3 protein-coding genes are annotated in these 25,616 nt (G+C 33.1%); all 3 read right to left on the minus strand.

What is annotated here, in order from left to right:
* On the minus strand, positions 1 to 10,396 hold a 10,396-nt coding region (locus C245_RS0121100; protein ID WP_017498607.1), incomplete at its 3' end, for a non-ribosomal peptide synthetase.
* Entirely contained in the window at positions 10,393 to 14,655 is a 4,263-nt protein-coding gene (locus C245_RS0121105; protein WP_017498608.1) for a condensation domain-containing protein, read from the minus strand. The genes C245_RS0121105 and C245_RS0121100, both read right to left, overlap by 4 nt.
* The gene (locus tag C245_RS0121110) at positions 14,652 to 25,595 is read right to left on the minus strand and encodes a non-ribosomal peptide synthetase (RefSeq protein WP_017498609.1); all 10,944 of its coding nucleotides are present in this window, start codon (positions 25,593 to 25,595) and stop codon (positions 14,652 to 14,654) included. The genes C245_RS0121105 and C245_RS0121110 overlap by 4 nt, the downstream gene beginning before the upstream one ends.
* Positions 25,596 to 25,616: the final 21 nt, after the last annotated feature.

Genomic DNA, 25,616 nt, shown 5'->3' on the forward strand with positions numbered 1-25,616 from the left:
GATATCTGGATACTCCTAAGCCTCCTATATAAAGTTCTCCAGGTACTCCTATTCCAACTAAATGAAAAGACTGATCTAAAACATATACCTCGGTATTTCCTAATGGAACTCCTATTGAACCTAGATCAGATGCTGTATCAACCCGCTTTGCTGTTGACCAAATGGTTGTCTCTGTAGGGCCATAAACATTCCATAGTTCCCCTTCCAAACTCAGTAATCGAACTCCTAAAGCGTAATCCAATTCTTCTCCTCCGCTTAACATCTTTAAACCTGACTGCCCTGACCATCCACAATCTAATAGCAATCGCCACATATTGGGTGTGGCCTGTAATACCGTTATATTTTCCTTACCTATCAAATCAATAAGCATTACAGGGCTCTTGACTGATTCGTCGCAGGCTAAAACAACACAGCCTCCAACATATAGTGGTAAAAACAGTTCCAAAACTGATATATCAAAAGAAATGGTCGTATGAGCCAAAAATCGCGTTTCATTAGCTACATTCAAAATGTTTTTCATGCTTTCCAACAAATTGACTACTGAAACATGAGATACTTCAACTCCTTTAGGCAATCCTGTAGAACCCGAAGTATAAATCATATACATCAGCGCATCTGAATAAAGCGTTGGTAAGACATAATCCGAAGGAAAATCAACTTTCTTATCAAAAAGCATAGAAGAAACTATTTTCTTAGTATTAACCTCCTTTAAAATTGATTCGTACAAATCGCTTACTAATACACATGAAACTCCACTATCCGCAAGAATATAAGATATTCGATCTGAAGGAAAATCAGGGTCAATAGGAACATAACATGCCCCTAATTGCATAATCCCTAAAAGACACATTAATAATTCAGGGCTTCTCTGCATAACAACTCCTACAAATGCTCCTTCACAAACCCCATAATCTCGTTGCAACTGATAGCTAACACTGTCTGCTCCTTGTTTCAAAGAAGCATAACTAACTGAAGTGCCTTTGTAACTAATAGCCGGTCGGGAACCATAACGATCTGCCTGTATAGCAAATAAACCACTAAGTGACATTTCTCTGTTAAAAGGCATTTCTGTCCTGTTAAAAACATCAACTAGACGTTCTTTCTCTGTAACAAGAAGATATTCCAGATCATCCAGACAAACATCAGCATGTCCTGAAACTAATGCGTCAGCAAGGTTCATAAAATACCCCTTTATGCGCTCAATAGTAGAACCTGTAAAAAGATCACTACTGTATTCAAGAGTAACATTAACACCCTCGGAACTTTCAACAAAATAAAAACTTAAGTCGTATTTGCTTATTTTCGATCCCGAATTCTGACTTTTTAACAAAATATCATCAGCAAAAAGCTCGTAAATACCATCCTCATTTTCGTAAGAAACAAGTACGTCAAATATCGGACTTCGGCTTAAATCACGCGAAATATCTAAGTCTTCGACAAGCATGTCAAAAGGGTAAAGTTGGTGTTCATAACCGTTTAGAACATTAGTTTTTACTTGTTCTACTATATCACTAAAAGACTCTGCTCCCTGAATCTTCGATCTTATTGCCAACATATTTAGATAAAAACCTACCTGCCCAATCAATTCTTCATGATGACGACCAGTTATTGGGATACCAACAATAATATCTTTCTGCCCGGTGTATCGGTACAAAAATGTTTTAACAAGAGACAAAAGCAATATAAACATATTAGAATCATGTACTCTAATCAACTGCTTTAACTGCAACAAGGATTTTCCTGAAATAACAAACGAAATTTCATCTCCTTTATAACTTTTAAATTGGGGTCTCGGATAATCACTAGGGATTTTAATAAGAGGCAGATCATCAGCTAAATACTGCAACCAAAATTGCTTATCTTTTTCCCATTTTCCATCACGAATCTGGCTTTGCTGCCATTCAGCATAATCTTTATATTGAATAGGAAGACTCTCTAAGACTCCTTCTGTATTCAATACCGGATTATTATATCGATCCTTAAGTTCATTCATCAAAATTCCTGCTGACCAACCATCAGATATAATATGATGCATGTTAATGATTAAAAGCGTTTTATCATCCTTAAACGTTAGCAATTTAACGCGAATCAATGGTCCTTTACTTAGATCAAATAAAAAATCATGTTCTGCCTTTATTAACTCCTGTACTAAAACATCTTGTTCGTCAATATTTTCGAAATCAAGGCAATCAACTTTAAACTCAAGTTCATTTACGGAGTTTATCTTTTGATATGGCTGCCCCTCAAGTTCATAAATTGTAGTTCTTAAAATTTCATGACGCTCTACTATAGCATTAATGCAATTTATCAATAGTGTTTTATCGATTACACCTTCAAATTCTAAAACTTTCATGATATTATATGCTGTACCAATATCATCTAATTGATTAAGTACCCATAAACGGTTTTGCCCATTTGACATTGCGTAGTAATCACTATGATTTGCTTTTGTAATAGAATCATTAAAGTAACCTTGCGTATTTTTCACTACGACAGATAACTTTTCGATTGTAGGATATTGAAAGATATCTTTTAAAGTTATCTCGCTCTTAAACTGTTTCTTAATCTTCGATAATAGAATAGTAGCTTTAAGTGAATGTCCTCCAAGACTGAAAAAATTATCAACTGTACTAATAGCCTGAATACCTAATACATCTTGCCATAACTTTAGAAGACCTTCCTCTTCTGCAGTAGAAGGTTTTTTTAACTCTTTCGTTAAAGAGCTATCCTTTTTTAACAAATTAAGTTTTTTACTATCAATTTTACCATTTTTTGTTATCGGAAATTTATCAATGTTTACTAAAATTTCCGGAATCATATAAGGGAGTAATTTTTCTTTCAATACTTCTTTTAATTCTTCGCTTTCTATATCTGAATCAGTAGTATAATAACCTATTAGTTCTATCATTCCATTAACATTCATTTCAGGCTGAACAAAAGCCTTACTTACACATTCAATGGCTTCAATAGCGCGAGCAACTTCTTTTGGCTCTACCCGGTAACCACGGATCTTAACTTGATCGTCATTACGTCCAACTATACATATGTCTCCCTGATCGTTCCAATATCCCAGATCTCCTGTAAGATATATTTTTTCATTCTCCTCAAATCTATTGGCTATAAACTTCTCGTCTGTGAGATCATCGCGCTTTAAATATCCGGCAGAGAGGCCAAGTCCACCAATACATATTTGTCCTACTACTTTTTCAGCCAGCAAATAACCATTACTGTTTAATATATAGGCACGTATATTGTCAATTGGCTGCCCAATGACAGGATTAGCTTTAAATTGATCAATATTATTCTTTGTTATATCTTTCACAATGACTCCAATGGTAGTCTCAGTGGGTCCATAATGATTAACAATTTTCAGATCCGGTCTATCACGAAGAAGTGTCGTTAAATGATTTGTATTGATTATTTCGCCACCACAAACGATAAGTCGTAATGCGTATTGCTTAACATAAAGAGAATATTTAGGATCAGCTATCAGCATATGCATATGTGATGGTGTGATCTTAATATATGTTATGTTATTTTTAATTAAACACTGATTGAGTTTGTCCGAATCCATAAAATCGAATTCTTCCATAATATGAAGCTCAGCTCCAGATAACAAGCTACCCCATAAACTTGTGTAGCAAAGGTCAAAAGCAGGAGAGGATAATAATAAAGTTTTATCATTCTTGTCAATATTATAATTCGAAATGAACCAATTACAATAATTCAGTAATGATAAATGATTAACAACAACACCTTTAGGTTTTCCACTGGAACCAGAGGTATAAATCACATAAGCATGATCTTGCACGCTATTTACTCCAGGTAAACGCTGATTGTTTGTCTCAACAGCGTTTAATATTACATTGATATCTATCTTATTAAGATTTTCAATTTCGTCAAAATCGTATAAAATAGAATCACCTATTAAATATTTTATCCCGGACTCCTTTACAATAGTTTTTAAACTCTCAAAAGGAATATCATATGGAATAGGCAGATAAGCAGCACCTGTTTTTAAAATGCCAAGCATTCCTATTACAAAAGAAGATGAGCGAGGTATCAAAAGTCCAATTATATCCCCTTGACCAACATTGAAATCATTTTTTAAGCGCCACCCAAGTCTGTTACTTAATATGTCTAAATCTTTATAACTCCAAGTCTCCCCATTGTAAGCAAGTGCTACTTTATCAGCACACTTATCAACCGTACTTGTAAATAAGCCTATTACATCTGACTCTTTAGGATACAGTAGTGTTTTATAACTACTCTTTAGTAGCTTGTCTTTATCTATTTTGTCTAAATATTCAATATTATCAATTCTACATTCACTTTGATCAGAAATAAAAGCTACAATACGAAGATATCGATCTAAAAATGTTTTAATTATATCAGAAGAAAAGAGATCTGTATTGTAGTCAACATGTAAAACTATTTCGTCCTCTGACTCATGAAAATTAAAAGTCAGATCGTACTTGCTAAAAGTCTTTATCGGCTCTACTTCTGAAATATGAATTGTTTCATTAATGATACTTTTTTCATTAACAGCAGTGTTCTGTAATATTACCATTACGTCAAATAAAGGAGAGCGACTTAAATCACGTGAAAGATCAAGTTGTTCAACTAACAAATCGAATGGATAATATTGATACTGATAAGCATCAAGCAATTTTTGCTTAGTTTGTTTTAACAAATCGGCAAAACTTTTGCTACCATCTATTTCTGTTCTAATAGCTAATGTATTGATATATAATCCAACCTGATTTTCAAGCTCATTATCACTTCTTCCTGCTATTGGAGTTCCTACAACGATATTAGATTGATTACTGTGTAAATACAAGAACACATTAATGGAACCAAATAAAGTCATAAACAAACTGGAATGATGCATCCTTGACAATTCTTTAAGAGAGTTGCTTATATCTTTGTTTATTATTACTCTTTCCCATGCCCCGTTAAAGGTTTTAATAGCTGGTCTTTTTGATTTATAAGGTAATGAAAGGATTGGGATATCTTTAGAAAATTCATTTATCCAGTATGATTTTCCTGATTGTATAAAAGTATTATCATTCTGGTTATTTTGCCAGAAAGCATAATCTTTATACTGAAGTTTTAATGGCGGAAGCTCAATTTCTCTTGCCTCTACGTAAGATGAGTAAAGTTGATGAAATTCGTTAAATAGAATTTCCATTGACCATCCGTCTGAAATAATATGATGTAGCGTAAAGATTAGAATATGTTCTTCATTATTTAGATGAATTACTTTTAATCGTAAAAGTGGCCCCGTTTCAAGATCAAAAATATATTCAGCCTCTGATAAAAATATTTTTTTAAGTTGTGATTCTGCTTTTTTGTCCAAATAAATAGTATCAATTGCAAAATCAAATTCCTCAGGAGTATGAATTACCTGAACTATTTCATTTGTAGTAAGCTCTTCTCTAAAAGTAGTACGAAGAATTTCATGGCGTACAATCAAACTTTGCATCGCGATATTTAAGGCTTCTAAGCAAAGTTCCCCTTTAATATTGTAAGTTTCAGTGATATTATAAGCTACTCCATCTCCTAACTGAGACAAGATCCATAATCTTTTTTGCCCATGACTTAGAGGATAGTCTATGTTTTTCGGTGCTAAAGAAATTTGATTAAAAACTACTTGTGATCTACTTAATACAATTTTAGCCAAACTTTCAATAGTGGGATTTTCAAATATATCTCGTAGCTCAAGCTTAATTGAAAAAAAATTCTGAACTCGTAATACCAATCTAGTTGCTAACAAAGAATGTCCGCCTAATTCAAAAAAATTATCATCAATACTAATTTCATCAGCATCAAGTAATTGTTTCCACAGGTTATACAGGGTAAGCTCAACCTCAGTATTAGGTTTTAGATAACTTATTGCAACTTTTCCGTCCCGTTTCTGTTGAAGTGCTTTACGGTCAATTTTACCATTACCTGTGGTTGGCATTTTTGGCAGTATTGATAAGTAATCAGGGATCATATAAGATGGTAAAACTAACTTTAATTCTTCCCGTAATTGTTCTGTACTTATTTCTGTGCCTTTTTCAGCTGATACTGTAACATAACCACTCAGATAGTTCTCATCACGATTATCTTTCTTGAGTATAACAACCGAATCAGATACGCCTTCAAGTAGGGCAAGTTGCTGTTCAATCTCTTCTAGTTCAATACGGTAACCGCGCACTTTAACCTGGCTGTCCTTACGCCCGAAAAATTCGAGTGTCCCATCAGGTAAATATCGTGCTAAATCCCCCGTGCGATACATTCGAACATTATTCTCAGAGATAAAAGGGTCCTGGCTAAAACTTTTTAGAGTCTGAGCTTCATTATTCAAATAACCACGACCAACTCCGATACCAGACACGTATAATTCACCTTTTACACCTATAGGACATAAATGTTGATGATCATCTAAAATATAAATCTGAAAATTTTGAACCGCTTTACCAATCGGTATAATTCCGTTATCCGGAGCTTTGTCCATGATGTGATGCGTAATATCATCCGAAGCTTCTGTCGGTCCATAAGCATTGACCATTCGTATTCCCGGGTAGAGACTAAACCATCGGTCTACCAAAGCTCTTTTCAGCGTTTCACCTGTTACGACCAAATACCGAAGCGATGGATAGCTAACTTTTATCTCTTCATAAAGATCCATCATCACGGTAAGGTAAGAAGGAACAACTTCTAAAATGGTAACTCCGTCCTCTTTAACCCTTTCAATAAATTTCTCAGGCGACAAAACTAAAGATTGATTGTAAACAACTGTTTTTCCTCCCACCATTAAGGCTGATAAGAACTGCCAGATACTTATATCAAAGGTTTGTGATGCATTTTGTACTAAAACACTATTGGCATCCAATTCCAGGTCATTTACCTTTGCACACAAATGGTTCAGCATACCCAAATGTTCTACCATAACTCCTTTAGGCGTTCCAGTAGAGCCCGAGGTATAAATAATATAGGCCAGATCTGATTCTTTGACTTCTATAGCTGGTTTGGTATCTATCTTGTTTTCAATTGCCTTTAAATCAACAATATTCTGCAAAGCAAATTCTTCTATATCTACAGTTATCCAGGATGGAAGGTTCTCTAATGCACTAGTGAAATTAATTTGATCAAGGCCTATTGAAAAATGACGATTGTTTGTATAGACTGATTTATTTTTATGCCTTGTTTTATTTACTTTTAATACAGCATCGTATCGATAACGTGTTAATTCATTTTCTATAGATCCTAATTTTGGACTACATTCTATTGATTCTATCTCGGGATAAACCTGCTGGATATGATCAAAAAAACTTTTGGATACAAACAAATCATTATCCCAATTTACTTTAGCAGTGGCCTCAGGATTTGAACGGTTATAAGAAACAGCTGATTCTTCCAGTTCTGATTTTTTATTAAGATCCATCAAATCATCCAAATAGATAATTCCTCCATCAGCGATTAAACTTAAAGCTTTACTGATTACTTCCTCCAGATAATGGGTATCCGGAAAATAATGAACGACACTACTACAAACTATAACATCAAAATAATTGCTCTTTTGTATCTGATCAATCTCACGAGCAGCAATAGCCATACTTTCGACATGGGTAATATTCTCGCGTTTTAATCGAATACTATTCTTATCCAAAATTATTGGGGAGAGATCCGTAGCAAGGTAATAACCAACCTTATGTACTAGATTAAAAAGTACAAGGCCATGACCACAACCAATTTCTAAAATTTTAGTACTATCAGAAAGATAAGGAGATAATTTAGAAGAAAAATTATCAATATACTCCTGCATCTCTTTTTCGCTAAAAGCCTCATTGGTATAACTGCTTTTCCATCCGTAATCATTAATAGCCTCTGTGGTTATTTCTGCTTGATAATCCCAAATACTACGAAAATTGGTTTCTTTTGAAGAATCAGAAGAGATCCTAATTAAGGAATCTAAAACTATAAGTTCTAACTTCCCTTCCAATTCCCAGTATATTTCATCAAAATCTGTAAAAAAAACAGACTCTGTTAACAAATAGCTAATAGAATGATTAACCAATAGCTCTTTCTTCGATTTGCGAGAAGCTTCTGTATCTAGTAATGTAAAATCCAAATCAAGCATCTGTAAACACATTATGGCAATCGTACCGTAAATAGGATTTTCAAAACACAATCCAACTGATGCCTCCTTTATGTCTGACAAATTGCTCAGATAATCCGAGAGATGACTAATCTTACTCCATAATGCCTCAGGCAAAACTATCTGATCTTTATAGCGCAATGGCAACAATCTTACTTTTTCTAAAGAATGTTTCGAAATCTTTTTTGCAGCTAATTCAGCATAAAAGCGCAACGTTTGAAATTCCTCATTAAATTCATCTCTTTCAGACAAAAAATTCATTGAGATAATTTGCGTCACAATTGTTTCTGATGCAATTTCTTTAAGAAAAGATAAACTTAAAACCTCTGAGCTAACCAGAATCTTTGTGGCTTGACAATCTTTAATGATACCGGTAATACGTCCGATAGGATAATCCGGAGCTAAAGGAACATAAACCCCGCCGGCCTTCATAATGCCTAACATACCGATAAGCATTTCAATACTACGCTCGGAAATAAACAACACAGGCTCTGAATGCTTAAGACCCGATTCAACTAAGTAATTACCCAATTGATTCGATTCTCTTATAACCTCTCCGTAACTCTTACGCTCTGTATCTAAACTTATAGCAATTTTATTCTCATAACTTAATGCCTGATTATCTACAATATCCATAAAAGTGCCTTTAGGCAACTCTTTATACGTTTGGTTAAAATCTTTAATTAGATCTTCCTCCTTTTTCAACAAAATACTATGTTCACTAATATTATGGCTTGGCAAATCAAGTAATTGCTCTGTTAGCTTTTTAAAGTGAGCTATCAAATTAGCTATATAAGTACGACTGAAGAGATCTGTATTATAATATATCGTCACACCCATTTCATCATCTCCTAAATCATAAAAAGAAAATGTAATATCAAGCTGACTAGTATTTTTTTCAAAAATATACGGCTCTACTCTGAAATCCATTCCTCCTGCAAAATCTTTAAATGATTCTGCCTCTTTTTCATAATTATGGAGTTCAATAAGAACATCAAAAACTGCAGATCTACTCAAGTCAGTTTTTACATCAAGTTCTTCCAAAAGTATATCAAATGGATAATGTTGATGTTTAAGCGCATCAAACACATTATCTTTAACAGTTGCCAATAAATCAACAAAAGAATTGTTTGGATTAATTTTATTACGAAGAACTAAGGTATTAAGAAAGCACCCCAGCATATCCTCCAATTGAAAATGATCACGGCCGGAAACTGTGGTTCCTATAATTAGATCAGTCTGTGAGGTATATTTATGCAACAATACATTAACAATGGCGACCAAAGTAGTATAATTGGTAACTTCATGTGTTTTGGAAAAAAGTTTAAGCTTAGAAGTAAAAGACTTCTCAAACTCACTATTGTAAACTGCTCCATTAAACGTTTTAATAGCTGGTCTGGGATTTACCGTTGGCAAATCAAGAACAGGCAATTCTCCTGACATACTCTGCAACCAATAATTTCTAGTAGCAATATTATCATCATTTGTAATCTGATTGACTTGCCATTCTGCATAATCTTTATACTGTATCGCTAAGCTATTTAGACTATTTGATTTACCAGTTAAATTTGATATATATAAGTCTGATAATTCTTTAATTAATATTTTTGCTGACCATCCATCCGTTATAATATGATGCAATGAGAAAAGAAAAATATATTGATCTTTCGCAGTTTGTACTATGCTTGCTTTAAAAAGTGAGGATTTAGTCAAATCGAAGACTGAATTCATCAATTTTTGAGCGATAACTTCTAGCTTTTCTTTCCAATCGATCGAGTCTGTAAGGTCGAATCGCTCCAGCTTAAAAAATATTTCTTCCACAGGTCGAACTACCTGCATAATTTCTTCATTGACAGAAACAAAATTCGTTCTTAATATCTCATGACGCTCTAACAGCTGATTAATTGCAAACTCGAAAATATCAACATCCAAAGATCCTGATATAGTATAGGCTTCAAATTCGTTATAAGATCTGGATCTATCTTCTACCTGAGTTAATAGCCAAAAACGCTTTTGTGTATTAGAAAGCTTATAATATGTCTTGTTTTCTGATAACGGAATTAAAGCATAATCATGCTTTTTTTCATTCTCAATTAAAAAGTTTATAATTTCATTTTTATACTTTTTAAGATTCTTAATTATGTCCTCATTCAATACTCCCTTGGGTGCATTGATCTCTAATTGGTTATCTAAAATACTTAAATGTATACTAAGTTTACTTAGTTCAACTATCAACTTATTTACGTTCATATTAAAATTCTTTCATTATTTGTTGAATCAGTATTTTTATCAATTTTAACCCATTCTACAGCTTCAACTCTTGTTGCCAACTCTTCAATTGTCTGATGTATGAAAACGTCTTTTATTTCCAGTCTTATACCCATATTCTTTTGTATTCTGGAAACCATTTGAACAGCTTTTAGAGAATGCCCTCCAATTTCAAAAAAATTATCTGTTATTTCTATACAATCCATATCAAGTAATTCCTTCCATATAGCCACAAGTTTGTCTTCAAAAGGTTTCAAAGGCTCGCGAAGTTCGTCTTTTTTTTCTTTAGTTTGCTTAAATTCTAATAAAGCTTTTCTGTCTATTTTACCATTATTTGTGTATACTAATTTTTCGACAATCATAATAACTGAAGGTATCAAATAATCGGAAAGATGTTTTTTAGCATACTCTTTTACACTTGCTACATTAAGTCTTTCATTTTTAGCTACTATAAAAGCTACGAGATAATTATGGCCTTCTTTATCTTTTTTTACTACTACTGCTATTTGTTCTATTAATTGATGTTTAGCCAATAAATTTTCTACCTCTTCAATTTCAACGCGATACCCTCGAATTTTAATTTGTCCATCATCCCTTCCCAAAAACTGTACATTACCATCAGGAAGCCAATAACCTAAATCTCCTGTATTATAGACTTTGTGAGATTGTTTTTCAACATATAATTCAAAAAATCTCTCTTTAGTTAATTCCGGGCAATTTCGATAGCCTAAAGATACCCCCGTACCTGAAATATGAAGATCCCCTCTAACCCCAATTGGAACAATACGTTTATTTTTATCCAGTATAAAATACTTAATATTATCCATAGGTTTCCCAATTGGTGTATAACCTTCAAAATTGATAGCTGGATCTACTATTTCGTAATAAGAACTGTCTATAGTTGTCTCTGTAGTACCATAACTATTAATTATTCTAACATCGTTACCAAATTCATTTTTCAACCATTGGAAATCTTTCATTAAGCATACATCGGATCCTAAAATTATGAGCTTTAAAAAAGAATATTCTAAGCCTTCTTCATGAATATACTTCATCAAAGGAAGCAGTACTCCCACAGTAGATTCTAAAATACTAATTTTATGCTCATTTATATAATCATAAAATTTTGCTACATCCAACACCAGTTCTTTATCACATAAATAAAGAGTTCCTCCGTTAAGAAGTCCTCTGCATAAATCTCCAAAAAACACGTCAAAACTCATATTAGCAATTTGTGCCAACCTTACGTCTATAGTCTCTAACTCGTATCTATTGCGCCATGACAACGAAATATTAACCAAGTTGCTATGAGATACCATAACTCCCTTAGCTCTTCCTGTGGTTCCCGAGGTATATATAGTATAGGCCAGCTTTTGGGATAAACTTTGTTTTGTCCTCTGTTTTATGGAAATATTTTCGAAATCTATTTGATTATAACGTCTTTTACGGAATTTGATATTGCTTACTTCTTTCAGACTCTCCTCTTTCTCATTTGTAAAGACAATACAGTCAAAGCGAAAATCTCTAAGTTCATTAGATATTTCACCTATTTTATCCGTTATCGCAATATTTGTTATTTGGGGAAACAATGCCTTAAGATCACTGAAGAATAGTTTAGATATAAAAAGTTCCTTAGACCAATCGGACTTAACCAAATAGTCCTGGTTTTCATTTTCAACATTAAATTTTTCTAGATCTTTAATTAAGGCTTCTTTTTTATCTAAATCCTGAATATCACCAAAAAAAATAATTCCCCCAGGATTGAGTAATTTTAGCGCTTTTTCAACTACTTCTAACAGATAATTGTATCCTGAGAAGCTTTGTATAACGCTATTAATAATAATGATATCATAGGTGTCAATTAGGTTCGATATTTCATGAGCTCCTAAAACTGTAAAAAAAGTGTTTTGCATTTTTTTAGCACGTGCACTTTCCTCTGTTTTATTGATAATTTTCTTCGAGAGATCCGTACCATGATAGTATTTTACAAAAGGAGCAACTTTAAATAAAGTTAATCCTGAAGAACACCCAATTTCAAGAACGCGACTTTTATCGGTTAAATAAGGTCTTAATTTTAATAACGCATTCTCACTGTATTCCTCCATTTCCTGTTTGGTAAATGGCTGCCCGGTGAAACTGGAAATCCAGCCTCCTAACTCAATTTCTTCGTCAAAATTTTCTCCTAAATAGTCCCACATTTCACACTGATCGCTTATGCTCTCTCCGTAATTTATATCCTGTTGGCTACCTTCATCAGTGTTTATCAGAATGTTGAAATCAGGACATTCCCACTGTCTTTTCATATTTAAATCTTCATACTTCTTCTCCGATATTACTACCGGTATAGTACAATCATTCAGGATAAATTTTATTCGTTCATCAGGCAATGACGGATCGATTGTAACACAGGCGTGTCCGGATTTAAAAATTCCTAAAATAGCTGCTATAGCGGATATAGACTTATCGTGTATAATACCTATCGACGAGTTGTCTTCAAGATTAAGACTCCATATAAAATTTGCAAATGCATCCGCTTGGAAGTTCAATTCCTTATAAGAAACAGAATCTTTAACGGTATAGACTGCAATATTATCAGGGTGTAGACGAACATTTTCTTCGAACATTTCAATAATACTATCATAATCTTCAAAGCTCTTATCCGTTGCATTAAACGCTTTCAGTTCATCTAGTTGGTAATCCGGAACATAGTTCAAAGCATCTAAGGCCATTAATGGATTTAGAACGATCTCGCTTATAATAGTTTCCAAAAGAGTTATCAATCTAATCATCCTGTCTTCACTAAAAAGATCTGTATTGAATTCTAAATCCAACGATATACTATCTTGTTCTTCAAGAAAATTAAAACAAAGATCAAATTGACTTGTAGGGTTGTCAAACCTAAACTGCGACACATTTATTCCTTTAAGTCCTTCTGCTTTCTTATTGATGGAGCTTGTGTTTAGTAATTGAACCATCACATCAAACATAGGTGAGCGGCTTACATCTCTTTTATGTATAAGATCGTCTACCAACAAATCAAAAGGATACTCCTGATGTTTGAAGGCATTAAGACAAAGCTCTTTAATACTATTACTAAATTCGCTATATGATTGTTGTCCTTCAAATTGTAATCGTAGGGCCAATGTGTTTACAAAAAAACCTATTTGGTTGTCCAACTCCGGCAAAGCTCTCCCCGCAGTCGTGGTACCAATTACCATGTCCTTTTCTCCTGTATATCGATACAATAAAATCCCTACGCAACTTAAGAGATTCATAAATAATGTGCCATTTTTACCTTCTGACAACATTTTAATTTCTCTTGTAGTTTTTTCACTGAAAACTTTTACAATATGCTTCCCATTGTATGTCTTTATAGTTGGGCGGTTAAAATCCCTTGGCAGATCAATTTTAGGGACACCATCTTTAAATGTATTGTTCCAAAATGTTTTTAACGTAGATAATCTATTTCCCGACAATAGTGAATTGCTCCAATGCGCATAATCTTTATATTGAATCAATAGTGGCGCAACATTGCTATCATTACCTTCCAGATAATTATTGTAATAGTATATAAACTCGTGCATCAGCACTTCCAATGACCAACCATCGGAAACAATATGATGCATTAAGATCAGGAAAACGAACTTCTCTTGAGCTATTTTATAAATCCTAATCTTAAACAAAGGGCCTTGCTCCAGATCAAAACGAGTATTTAATTCGTCGATTATAAGTGCATTGGCAGTATCTACAGCATTTTCTGTTTGCAAGTCAATAATCTCAAAAGGCAGTTCTCCATCAAAGGTATTGGAGATGAATTGCATAGGTTGCCCATTAACTTTCTTAAAGGTCGTTCTGAATACTTCGTGTCTCTCAATCCATCTGCTAGTTATAAATTGGAGTGCATTAAGCTCAAAATTTCCTTCAAGCCAATAGGCATTCCCCATATTATAAGCTGTTTTAGCTTCTTCAAATTGATCTAATATCCAAAGCCTTTTTTGAGCATGAGACAATTCATAATATTCTGCTTCCGGTATAGGGGAAATATTTTCATTTGTATTGTTATCATAAACAATTTCGCTCAAAAAGGCAATCAACTCTTGCTTTCGTTCTTGTATTTCTGATATGATTACTGGTGTCAAAACCTCCTGATCTGCCTGAATTTTAAGTTGGTCATTGTTCAGGGTAATTTTGATTTTTAGTTCAATTAATTTGTGGATAAAATCCTTTATGTCTTTACTCATATCAATATTTCTATTATGTCATTCGCTTTACTATCCTCTTCTCCTGTAGCAGACCATTTAAATATTTCAATATTCTTATGAATCTGCTCGATTGTTGGCTGATTGAAAAAATCTCTCAACGGATAGTTTATATTAAATTGTTTATTTATCATTCCTATTACTTTCATTGCACGCAATGAATTACCACCTATTTGAAAGAAGTCATCCTTTATCCCAAATAGATCATCATCAAGCACATCTGTCCAAAGTTCCCAGATTATTTTTTGTATTTCCCCCTGAGGAGCTACTAAATCTGTTTTAGATTTATTTCCGTTCTCAAAATCTTGAAGTGCTTTACGGTCAATTTTACCATTACCTGTGGTTGGCATTTTTGGTAATATTGATAAGTAATCAGGAATCATATAAGATGGTAAAACTAACTTTAATTCTTCCCGTAATTGTTCTGTACTTATTTCTGTGCCTTTTTCAGCTGATACTGTAACATAACCACTCAGATAGTTCTCATCACGATTATCTTTCTTGAGTATAACAACCGAATCAGATACGCCTTCAAGTAGGGCAAGTTGCTGTTCAATCTCTTCTAGTTCAATACGGTAACCGCGCACTTTAACCTGGCTGTCCTTGCGCCCGAAAAATTCGAGTGTACCATCAGGTAAATATCGTGCTAAATCCCCCGTGCGATACATTCGAACATTATTCACAGAGATAAAAGGGTCCTGGCTAAAACTTTTTAGAGTCTGAGCTTCATTATTCAAATAACCACGACCAACTCCGATACCAGACACGTATAATTCACCTTTTACACCTATAGGACATAAATGTTGATGATCATCTAAAATATAAATCTGAAAATTTTGAACCGCTTTACCAATCGGTATAATTCCGTTATCCGGAGCTTTGTCCATGATGTGATGCGTAATATCATCCGAAGCTTCTGTCGGTCCATAAGCATTGACCATTCGTATTCCAGGGTAGAGACTAAACCATCGGTCTACCAAAGCTCTTTTCAGCGTTTCACCTGTTACGACCAAATACCGAAGCGATGGATAGCTAACTTTTATCTCTTCATAAAGATCCATCATCACGGTAAGGTAAGAAGGAACAACTTCTAAAATGGTAACTCCGTCCTCTTTAACCCTTTCAATAAATTTCTCAGGCGACAAAACTAAAGATTGATTGTAAACAACTGTTTTTCCTCCCACCATTAAGGCTGATAAAAACTGCCAGATACTTATATCAAAGGTTTGTGATGCATTTTGTACTACAACACTATTGGCATCCAATTCCAGGTCATTTACCTTTGCACACAAATGGTTCAGCATACCCAAATGTTCTACCATAACTCCTTTAGGCGTTCCAGTAGAGCCCGAGGTATAAATAATATAGGCCAGATCTGATTCTTTGACTTCTATAGCTGGTTTGGTATCTATCTTGTTTTCAATTGCCTTTAAATCAACAATATTCTGCAAAGCAAATTCTTCTATATCTACAGTTATCCAGGATGGAAGGTTCTCTAATGCACTAGTGAAATTAATTTGATCAAGGCCTATTGAAAAATGACGATTGTTTGTATAAACTGGTTTATTTTTATGCCTTGTTTTATTTACTTTTAGTACAGCATCGTATCGATAACGTGTTAATTCATTTTCTATAGATCCTAATTTTGGACTACATTCTATTGATTCTATCTCGGGATAAACCTGCTGGATATGATCAAAAAAACTTTTGGATACAAACAAATCATTATCCCAATTTACTTTAGCAGTGGCCTCAGGATTTGAACGGTTATAAGAAACAGCTGATTCTTCCAGTTCTGATTTTTTATTAAGATCCATTAAATCATCCAGATAGATAATTCCTCCATCAGCAATTAAACTTAAAGCTTTACTGATTACTTCCTCCAGATAATGGGTATCCGGAAAATAATGAACAACACTACTACAAACTATAACATCAAAATAATTGCTCTTTTGTATCTGATCAATCTCACGAGCGGCAATAGCCATACTTTCGACATGGGTAATATTCTCGCGTTTTAGTCGAATACTATTCTTATCCAAAATTATTGGAGAGAGATCCGTAGCAAGGTAATAACCAACCTTATGCACTAGATTAAAAAGTACAAGGCCATGACCACAACCAATTTCTAAAACTTTAGTACTATCAGAAAGATAAGGAGATAATTTAGAAGAAAAATTATCAATATACTCCTGCATCTCTTTTTCGCTAAAAGCCTCATTGGTATAACTGCTTTTCCATTCGTAATCATTAATAGCCTCTGTGGTTATTTCTGCTTGATAATCCCAAATACTACGAAAATTGGTTTCTTTTGAAGAATCAGAAGAGATCCTAATTAAGGAATCTAAAACTATAAGTTCTAACTTCCCTTCCAATTCCCAATATATTTCATCAAAATCTGTAAAAAAAACAGACTCTGTTAACAAATAGCTAATAGAATGATTAACCAATAGCTCTTTCTTTGATTTGCGAGAAGCTTCTGTATCTAGTAATGTAAAATCCAAATCAAGCATCTGTAAACACATTATGGCAATCGTACCGTAAATAGGATTTTCAAAACACAATCCAACTGATGCCTCCTTTATGTCTGACAAATTGCTCAGATAATCCGAGAGATGACTAATCTTACTCCATAATGCCTCAGGCAAAACTATCTGATCTTTATAGCGCAATGGCAGCAATCTTACTTTTTCTAAAGAATGTTTCGAAATCTTTTTTGCAGCTAATTCAGCATAAAAGCGCAACGTTTGAAATTCCTCATTAAATTCATCTCTTTCAGACAAAAAATTCATTGAGATAATTTGCGTCACAGTTGTTTCTGATGCAATTTCTTTAAGAAAAGATAAACTTAAAACCTCTGAGCTAACCAGAATCTTTGTGGCTTGACAATCTTTAATGATACCGGTAATACGTCCGATAGGATAATCCGGAGCTAAAGGAACATAAACCCCGCCGGCCTTCATAATGCCTAACATACCGATAAGCATTTCAATACTACGCTCGGAAATAAACAACACAGGCTCTGAATGCTTAAGACCCGATTCAACTAAGTAATTACCCAATTGATTCGATTCTCTTATAACCTCTCCGTAACTCTTACGCTCTGTATCTAAACTTATAGCAATTTTATTCTCATAACTTAATGCCTGATTGTCGATAATATCCATAAAAGTGCCTTTAGGCAACTCTTTATTCGTTTGGTTAAAATCTTTAATCTGTTTAAAATCAATTTCATCTAACATGCAGTAATCTGACAATTTAAGATTATCATCCTTCAGAATTTTAACAGATAAATTCTCGATATAACGTAAAAAGTCTTTTATCTGCCATTCCGTAAAAATATCCTGATTGTAAACGATGTTAATACCAAATTCTTTCTTTCCTCCAATAAAAGTAATAGTCAAATCAAATTGACTCATTACCAGATCTACATTATATGGTTTAACTTCTGAATTATGCAGCTCATATTTTTCCTCTTTATTAATCAGCCCTTCAAAATCCTGAAATTCTACAAATATATCGAATATCGGAGATCTACTTAAATCACGTGGCAGAGCTAATTCGCCAACAAGCTGATCAAAAGGATAGTCTTCATGAGATTGTGCTTCCAGAGTATTTAAAGTAATTTTTTCTAAAAGCTGTTTAAAGGTATCCGAGTCTGAAAATTTATTTCTTAAAACAAGAATATTCAAATAAAATCCGATTTGTTTTTCCAAGCTTGTGTGTTTACGATTCACACTAGAAGTACCGATTAATATATCAGTCTGCGATGTATACTTATAAAGCATTGTATTAATAATGCTTAAAAACAGCATGTACATACTTGTACTTTGAGCGCGATGATACTTTTGCAACTCATGGGTAAGTTCCTCAGAAAAAACACATGATAATTCGGCACCTCTATAAGTTTGTACCGCAGGTCTTTGTTTTGTAACAGGAAAATCTAATCTTGGAATAGGAAGTTCTAATAAGCTAGTCCAGTAAGCTTTATGTTTTAACAAATCATCCGATAATAGGTATTTCTGTTGCCAATCTGCAAAATCTTTATAGTGAATTTTAAGTGGTACTAAAGCTATCGTTTCTTTTAAAATTAAAGAATTATAAAATAGAGCCAATTCATCCATTATAATTTTTACAGACCACCCGTCTGCTGCAATGTGATGAACACTCCACGCAAGGACATGCCTTTTTTCACTAAGTACAAAAATAGTCCCGCGTATAAGCATATCGTTTACCAAATCAAAAGGTGTAGAGAATTGCTCATTTATCAGCTCATCAATTTGCCCTTTTATATTGTCTTTACCTGTAAAGTCGAACACTTTTAGTTTAAATTCAATATGATCTGCTTCATTAACAACTTGTCTTGGTTCATTATTATATGTTACAAAAGAGGTTCTTAATATTTCATGTCTTTCAATAAGCATCATAAATGCTTCGTTTAAAACTTTTATATCAATTTCTCCTGTCAATTCATAGCATAGATTAATATTGTACGCTACATTAATATCTTCCATCTGACTCAAAAACCAAATTCTTTCTTGCCCGGAAGACAATAAGTATCCATCAGTAGTACTACCAATTTCCACTATTCTATGATGCGATTTAAGATCAGATATTGATAAGTGCTTAGCCAGGGCCTCTATAGTAGGATTAGTAAACAACTCTTTTAAATTAATAGAAACATCAAAAACTTCGTGCACTCTACTTAATATTTGAATCGCCTTAAGAGAATGCCCTCCTATTTCGAAAAAATTCTGATCAATCCCTATTTGATCTTTGTTTAAGACCGACTTCCAAATTTCTGATAGTGTTATCTCTGTTTGGTGAGTCGCCTTTTTCAGGGGGGTCATAGTAAACTCTTCATCCAAATGAATGGATAATAGTTTTTTATCAATTTTCCCGTTAGAATTTATAGGAAATGAATCCATCATTATAAAATAATCCGGAATCATATAGAGAGGCAATTTAGAACGTAGATAGTTTCTAATGTCGACTGGCAAAATTTCCTCACGAGTTATTAAATAAGCTACCAATACTTTTTCACCCCTAATCTCTGAACCTAAAACTAAAGCTTGAGTTATTTCTGATAAGTCTAATAAATGTTTCTGAATTTCACCAGGTTCTATTCTTATTCCACGTATTTGAATTTGTTCATCTTTTCTGCCCAGATACTCTATCTGATTGTTTTCGTTCCATCTGCCGAGATCACCTGTTCTATACAACATTGCATCCTTATCATTCCCTGCAAATGGGTTTTTGGTGAATTTTTTTTCGGTTAACTCCTGATCATTCAAATACTCGATTGCTAATCCTATACCCGCTACACATATCTCTCCCGGAACCCCATATGGAACTAGTTTTAAATCCTCATCAACGATGTAAATTTTGGTATTACCAAATGGTGTCCCTATCGGGATAATACCCAGAGCCCTGTAATAAGCCAACTCAACTTCGTTTGCCTTGTAAAAAGATGCTCCAATACAGGTTTCAGTCGGTCCATATCCATTATAGAACTCATGATTTTTTGTATAAAATTCTGCATCTTCAAAAATAGCGGCTTCACCGGTCGAAATTATCTTCTTCAAATATGGTAGCGTATATGGTCGCAAAATTTTTAAATAGGAAGGTGGAAATATTGCAAGACTAACTTCTTTTTTATTTAAATAATCTGCAAGTAATGCAACATTATCCTTACCATTTTTTTCAGGAATTACAAGGCTGCCCCCAATTACTAAAGGCATAAATATTTCTATCAATGAAGCATCAAAGTTTATAGATGCAAATTGAAGTACTCGTTCCGTTGAAGTGTTTTTTAAGTAATGATTATGGTCTAAAACTCTATCTGCGATACTTTCATGTTTTATCACTACTCCCTTTGGAATACCAGTAGAACCAGACGTATAAATAATATAAGCCGGATTTTTACTCAGGTAATTTTTATCTTCAACGAAATTATCTAAAGCACCATTCCTATTTATTATTGTGATATGAATAGAAAGCTCAAAATCATCTCCAGACGTAAGAAGCAAACGAGAATTACTATCGTTTAATACATATTTTATACGATCTTCAGGTAAACTAAGGTTTAAAGGCAAATATATTCCTTTCAATTTCCAAATAGCCAGAATACAAACTACTAAATCAATTGAAGACTCCATTTGTACTGCTACTACTGTACCTGTTTTAAAATCATCATATTTATTTTGTATTAAAGCTACTAGCATTTCAACCTTCTTAAAAAGATCCTCATAAGTATAAGAACTTTTTTGATCAATCACTGCTATATGGTCAGCATTACATAAAAATTGTCTGTTAACCAATTCATAAAGTCCTAATTGAGAAGGATAGTTTGCCTCTGTACCATTCATTTTTTCTACCAGCAAATATTTCTCATCATCAGAGATATACTCATAATCACCTATTGGTGCAACCGTATTATTCAATACAGAATTTATAAGTACAATCATATTATCTAATAGTCTTCTAATAGTACTCTCTTTAAATAAATCTTTTCGATAATCAATTGATAACTGTAGACAACTATCAATTTCAACAAACTCAAATGTTAAATCAAAATTTGATTTTTTTAATTCTGTGTCAAAGTTATCAACTAAAACATGGTTTAAACCAGTAACCATTGATTCATATTGATTTTGCATTACAACCATGACATTGAAAGCTGACAAGGTATCCGAGTGATTCAATTCATCTAAAATTAACTCGAGCGGATAAGGTTGATGATCTAATGCATTAAGAGTATTACTTTTGACTCTATACAATAAATCACTAAAGCTTTCCTTTTTGTCTATATCAGTAGATAAAGCAATAGTATTTACAAAAAAACCAACTAAATCTTGTAAACTGCCGTGATCACGACCTGTGGTTGGAGTAATTATAGTAATATTTTTTTGTCCGGTATATTTGTAGAGTAGAATTTTAACTATGGTCAATACCCCCATAAACATCGTTGCACCATGTGCATCAGAAAGATTTTGTAATCTTTCTGTCAATTTCTGACTTAGTAAATAATCAAATCTTTCTCCTTCGGAAGTACTTTTAAACTTGGATGGAAAATCTTTCGGAAAATCTACTCGTAAGTTTGAATTACTAAGATGTTTATTCCAATATTCTTTATAAATAATGTTCCTATCACTATGTATTACGCTATTTTGCCAATTTACATAGTCAATGAACTGATGTGTCAGCGGTTTCAAACTAATCGGTTCATCTTCTGTAAGGCTATTATAAATTTGAGCAAATTCTCGTGCCAAAACACTTAGTGACCATCCATCAGAGATAATATGATGAATTACAAAAAAAAGAGAATAATTTCTACTGTCCAGACTAATTAAACTTGCCTTAAAAAGGGGACCATAGGTTAAATCCATCGGAGTTGCATACTCTTGTTGTGCTATTTTTAATGCCTCCTGTTCCGGATCATCTTGCCTGGATACATCCAAATGAGTTAGATAGCGGTCAATCAATACCTCATCCAGAATTTTTTGCATGGGCTCACCTTCATAAGTATAAAATACTGTTCTAAGACTTTCGTGCCTGTTAACTAATCTTAATATACTTTCTTTTACATATTTGGTTTGCAGGACACCACGTATGCGTAGCCCTACAAATAAATTATAATTTGAAGATCGGTCAAATGATTGTTCAACAACCCAAAGTCTCTTTTGAGCATAACTTAAATTAAACTCGTTTCGTATCCCCTCAACATGTGGTATTTCTATATAATCCTCGGTCTTTTTTTTCTCTATCCAAATTGCAATTTGTTTCACTGTTGGAGCAGAGAAAATATCCGATAGATTAAATTTTACATTAAAATTTTTAAACAATCTTGAACTTAATGTCATCGCATCGATAGAATGACCTCCTTGTTCAAAAAAATTATCATCTACATATATCGTCTTTTTACATAAAATCTCTTTAAAAATCTCGCTTACTAGAATTTCAACATCTGTTTTTGCATATTCTTTCTCTTTATTTTCCAGTGAATGTTCTTTACTTAAAAGAGTTGCTTTATCAATTTTGTTATTAGGAAGTAATGGAAATGACTCAACTATAGTTATCTTTTCAGGTACCATATAGTAAGGCAGATATTTTTGCATAAAAGCTCTAATCTCGTTTAGCTCAATTATTCCATTTAAAATAACAAAGGCTGATATATAGCTCTCCTTATTTTCTTTTTTTCCTACCAAAACGATTGTATCTCTAATAAGCTCATTTTCGAGAATCACATTATGTATCTCTCCCAAATGAATTCGGAACCCTCTAATTTTTATCTGCTCATCTACTCTTCCTATAAACTCGATTTGTCCGTTCGGATATACTATCCCTAAATCTCCTGTTCTATAAATAATTTCACCCGGAAATTCCGGATCCTTTACAAATTTTACTGCATTTAATGTCTCATTATTAATATATCCTCTTGATAATCCGGCACCTTTAATTCCTATCTCACCTATTACATAAGGAGGGCATTTTAAAAGTGTTTTATCCCTTATACTCACATTAACATTATCAATAGCTACACCAATAGAAACAAAATCGTCTGTTGGTTTAAGTAAAGTAGCAGTAGCACAAACTGCACATTCAGTTGGGCCATATTCATTATGCAATTCAACCCCTGGAAGCCAATAATAATGTTCGTCAATTAATTTCTTTGTTACAGATTCCCCAGCAACAGTTATAGCCTTTAATGAACTTAAATCAGATTTTAATTCCCGCAAAAGCATTTGATAAAATGATGGAACTAACAAGCAATGACTGACTTTATATTTATTGATAACAGTACCTAGATATACAACATCAGTCAATTGTTTTTCATCTGGGATTACAAGACTACCACCTGATATTAGTATCGAAAATATATCTTCAACGGAACTATCAAAAGAAATAGACGGGAATTGAAGATTGATATCTCCAAGCCCCAAATTATAGTACTTTTTACGCCATAATAGTGTATTGACGATGTTTTTGTGCTCTACCAGAACACCATTTGGGGTTCCTGTAGAACCAGAAGTATAAATTAGATATGCTGCACTATTACCTCTGTCTGGGTTTGAAATAGTATTCCTGTTTTCTTGCTTATAGTTTTTAAGATCCACCTTCACAGATTGAAGACTTTCTTTACTATTTACAATAATTTCAAATTTGTTGTCAATCTCTATTATTTGAGATAAATGAGTTAAAAAAGAGGCATTGCTTTCCTTTTTTTCTGAATTGGAATCTACTATATCGGAAAACATTATGTTGATACCGCTATCCGAAATAATATACTCTAAACGTTTCTGTGGATATACCGGATCTAATGGAAGGTAATTTGCTCCAGCTTTCATAATTCCAAGTAGTACAGCAATTAAAGTACCACTTTTCCCCATCATAACCCCTATTGTTTCCTCTCCGGAAATCTGACAATTCTCAAGAAGATAAGTAGCTATCTGATTTGCCTTTTCATTCAGGGATTGATAAGTCTCACTATTATCATTATAAATGGTAGCTATTGCTTCTGGTGTGCGGGCAACTTGTGCTTCAAAAAGATCTATAATAGTTAAATTTTCAGTTACAACAAATTCTTGATCATCAGAATTCAAAGTAAGTAACTTGATATCCTTAACCGAAATAGTTACATCTTCAATCACATATTTTATAGTATTCATAAAATAGTTTCCAATACAAGATATTAGCTCATCAGTATATGTTAGCTGGTTGTATTCAAAATGTATTTCAATTATATCAGTCGGAGAAATAACAACATTCAAATCATAATTGGTAACTTCAAAATCCTCAAAAGGATGAATATCTAGTACTTCACGATTTGACTCTGTTAGTGTGGATGCTAAGTTTTGAAATAACAAGATATGATCAAACAAATTTTCCTTTAGTATTGATTCAGATTTGATATCGGCCAATTGCAAATAATGCAGTTGCTGCATTTCCCAAGCTTCGTCTCTAACCTTTTTAGATAAAGTGGAAAAATTTATTTCATCGTTGAAATTAATACGTACCGGAATAGTATTTATGAAAAGACCAAGTATCTGATCTACATTTTTTATTTCTGGTGGCCTGCCTGATACAACTACACCAAATACAGCATCATCAGTATTATTAAATTTAGCCAATAAGATCCCCCAAAGTGTCTGAAAAAAAACAAATAATGAAATATTTAATTCATCGCACAGATTGACTAATTTAGATTTAAAATGTTCATCTAAAACTATGCTTTGTTTTTTTAACACATAGTTCTTATCGTTATTAGATTTGACTCTATTTTTGTTTGCAAAAGAGGTAACCGATCTGAAATCTTTTAAATATTTGTTCCAACGACTTTTTAAATCATTGTTATCAAGTGTATTTAACCAACTTATATAATCCCTAAATGGCTTTACATCTGTTAACGTACTAACTTTTCCCTGCTGTCCGGTAATATAGAGTTCCTGAAATTCATTGAATAGCATATTGATACTCCAGGCATCCATTATAATATGATGATAACTAATAAACAAATCAAAAGAATGTGCTGAAGTTTTAAACAAAGCAATTCTAATCAACCTGCCTGAATCTAATTTGAAAGGGGTATTTAGGTCTATTGTCTTATAATTATTCAAATAACTTTCCCAATCATTTAGATTGGTTAGATCCTCATAATGCAATTTAATACTCCTTTTTTTTAATACAATCTGAAGAGGATGATTAGTTGTTTTCTGAATAAATATTGTCCTTAATGCATCGTGACGATCAACTAATTTATTGAATAATTCTTTTATGTTCTGTGGATTTATATCTCCGTTAATCTTAAATCTTTTTTGCTGAAAGTATTGAAGTGAATTTCCTCCATTTGTAGCATGATAAAATAAACCTTCCTGCAATGGTGATAATCCATAGATATGTTTGATATTTTCTTTACTGATCATAATAATAATTTTTTATTTAGT

Origin of the sequence: Flavobacterium sp. WG21, from assembly GCF_000335775.1 — a bacterium.
GTDB lineage: Bacteria > Bacteroidota > Bacteroidia > Flavobacteriales > Flavobacteriaceae > Flavobacterium > Flavobacterium tructae.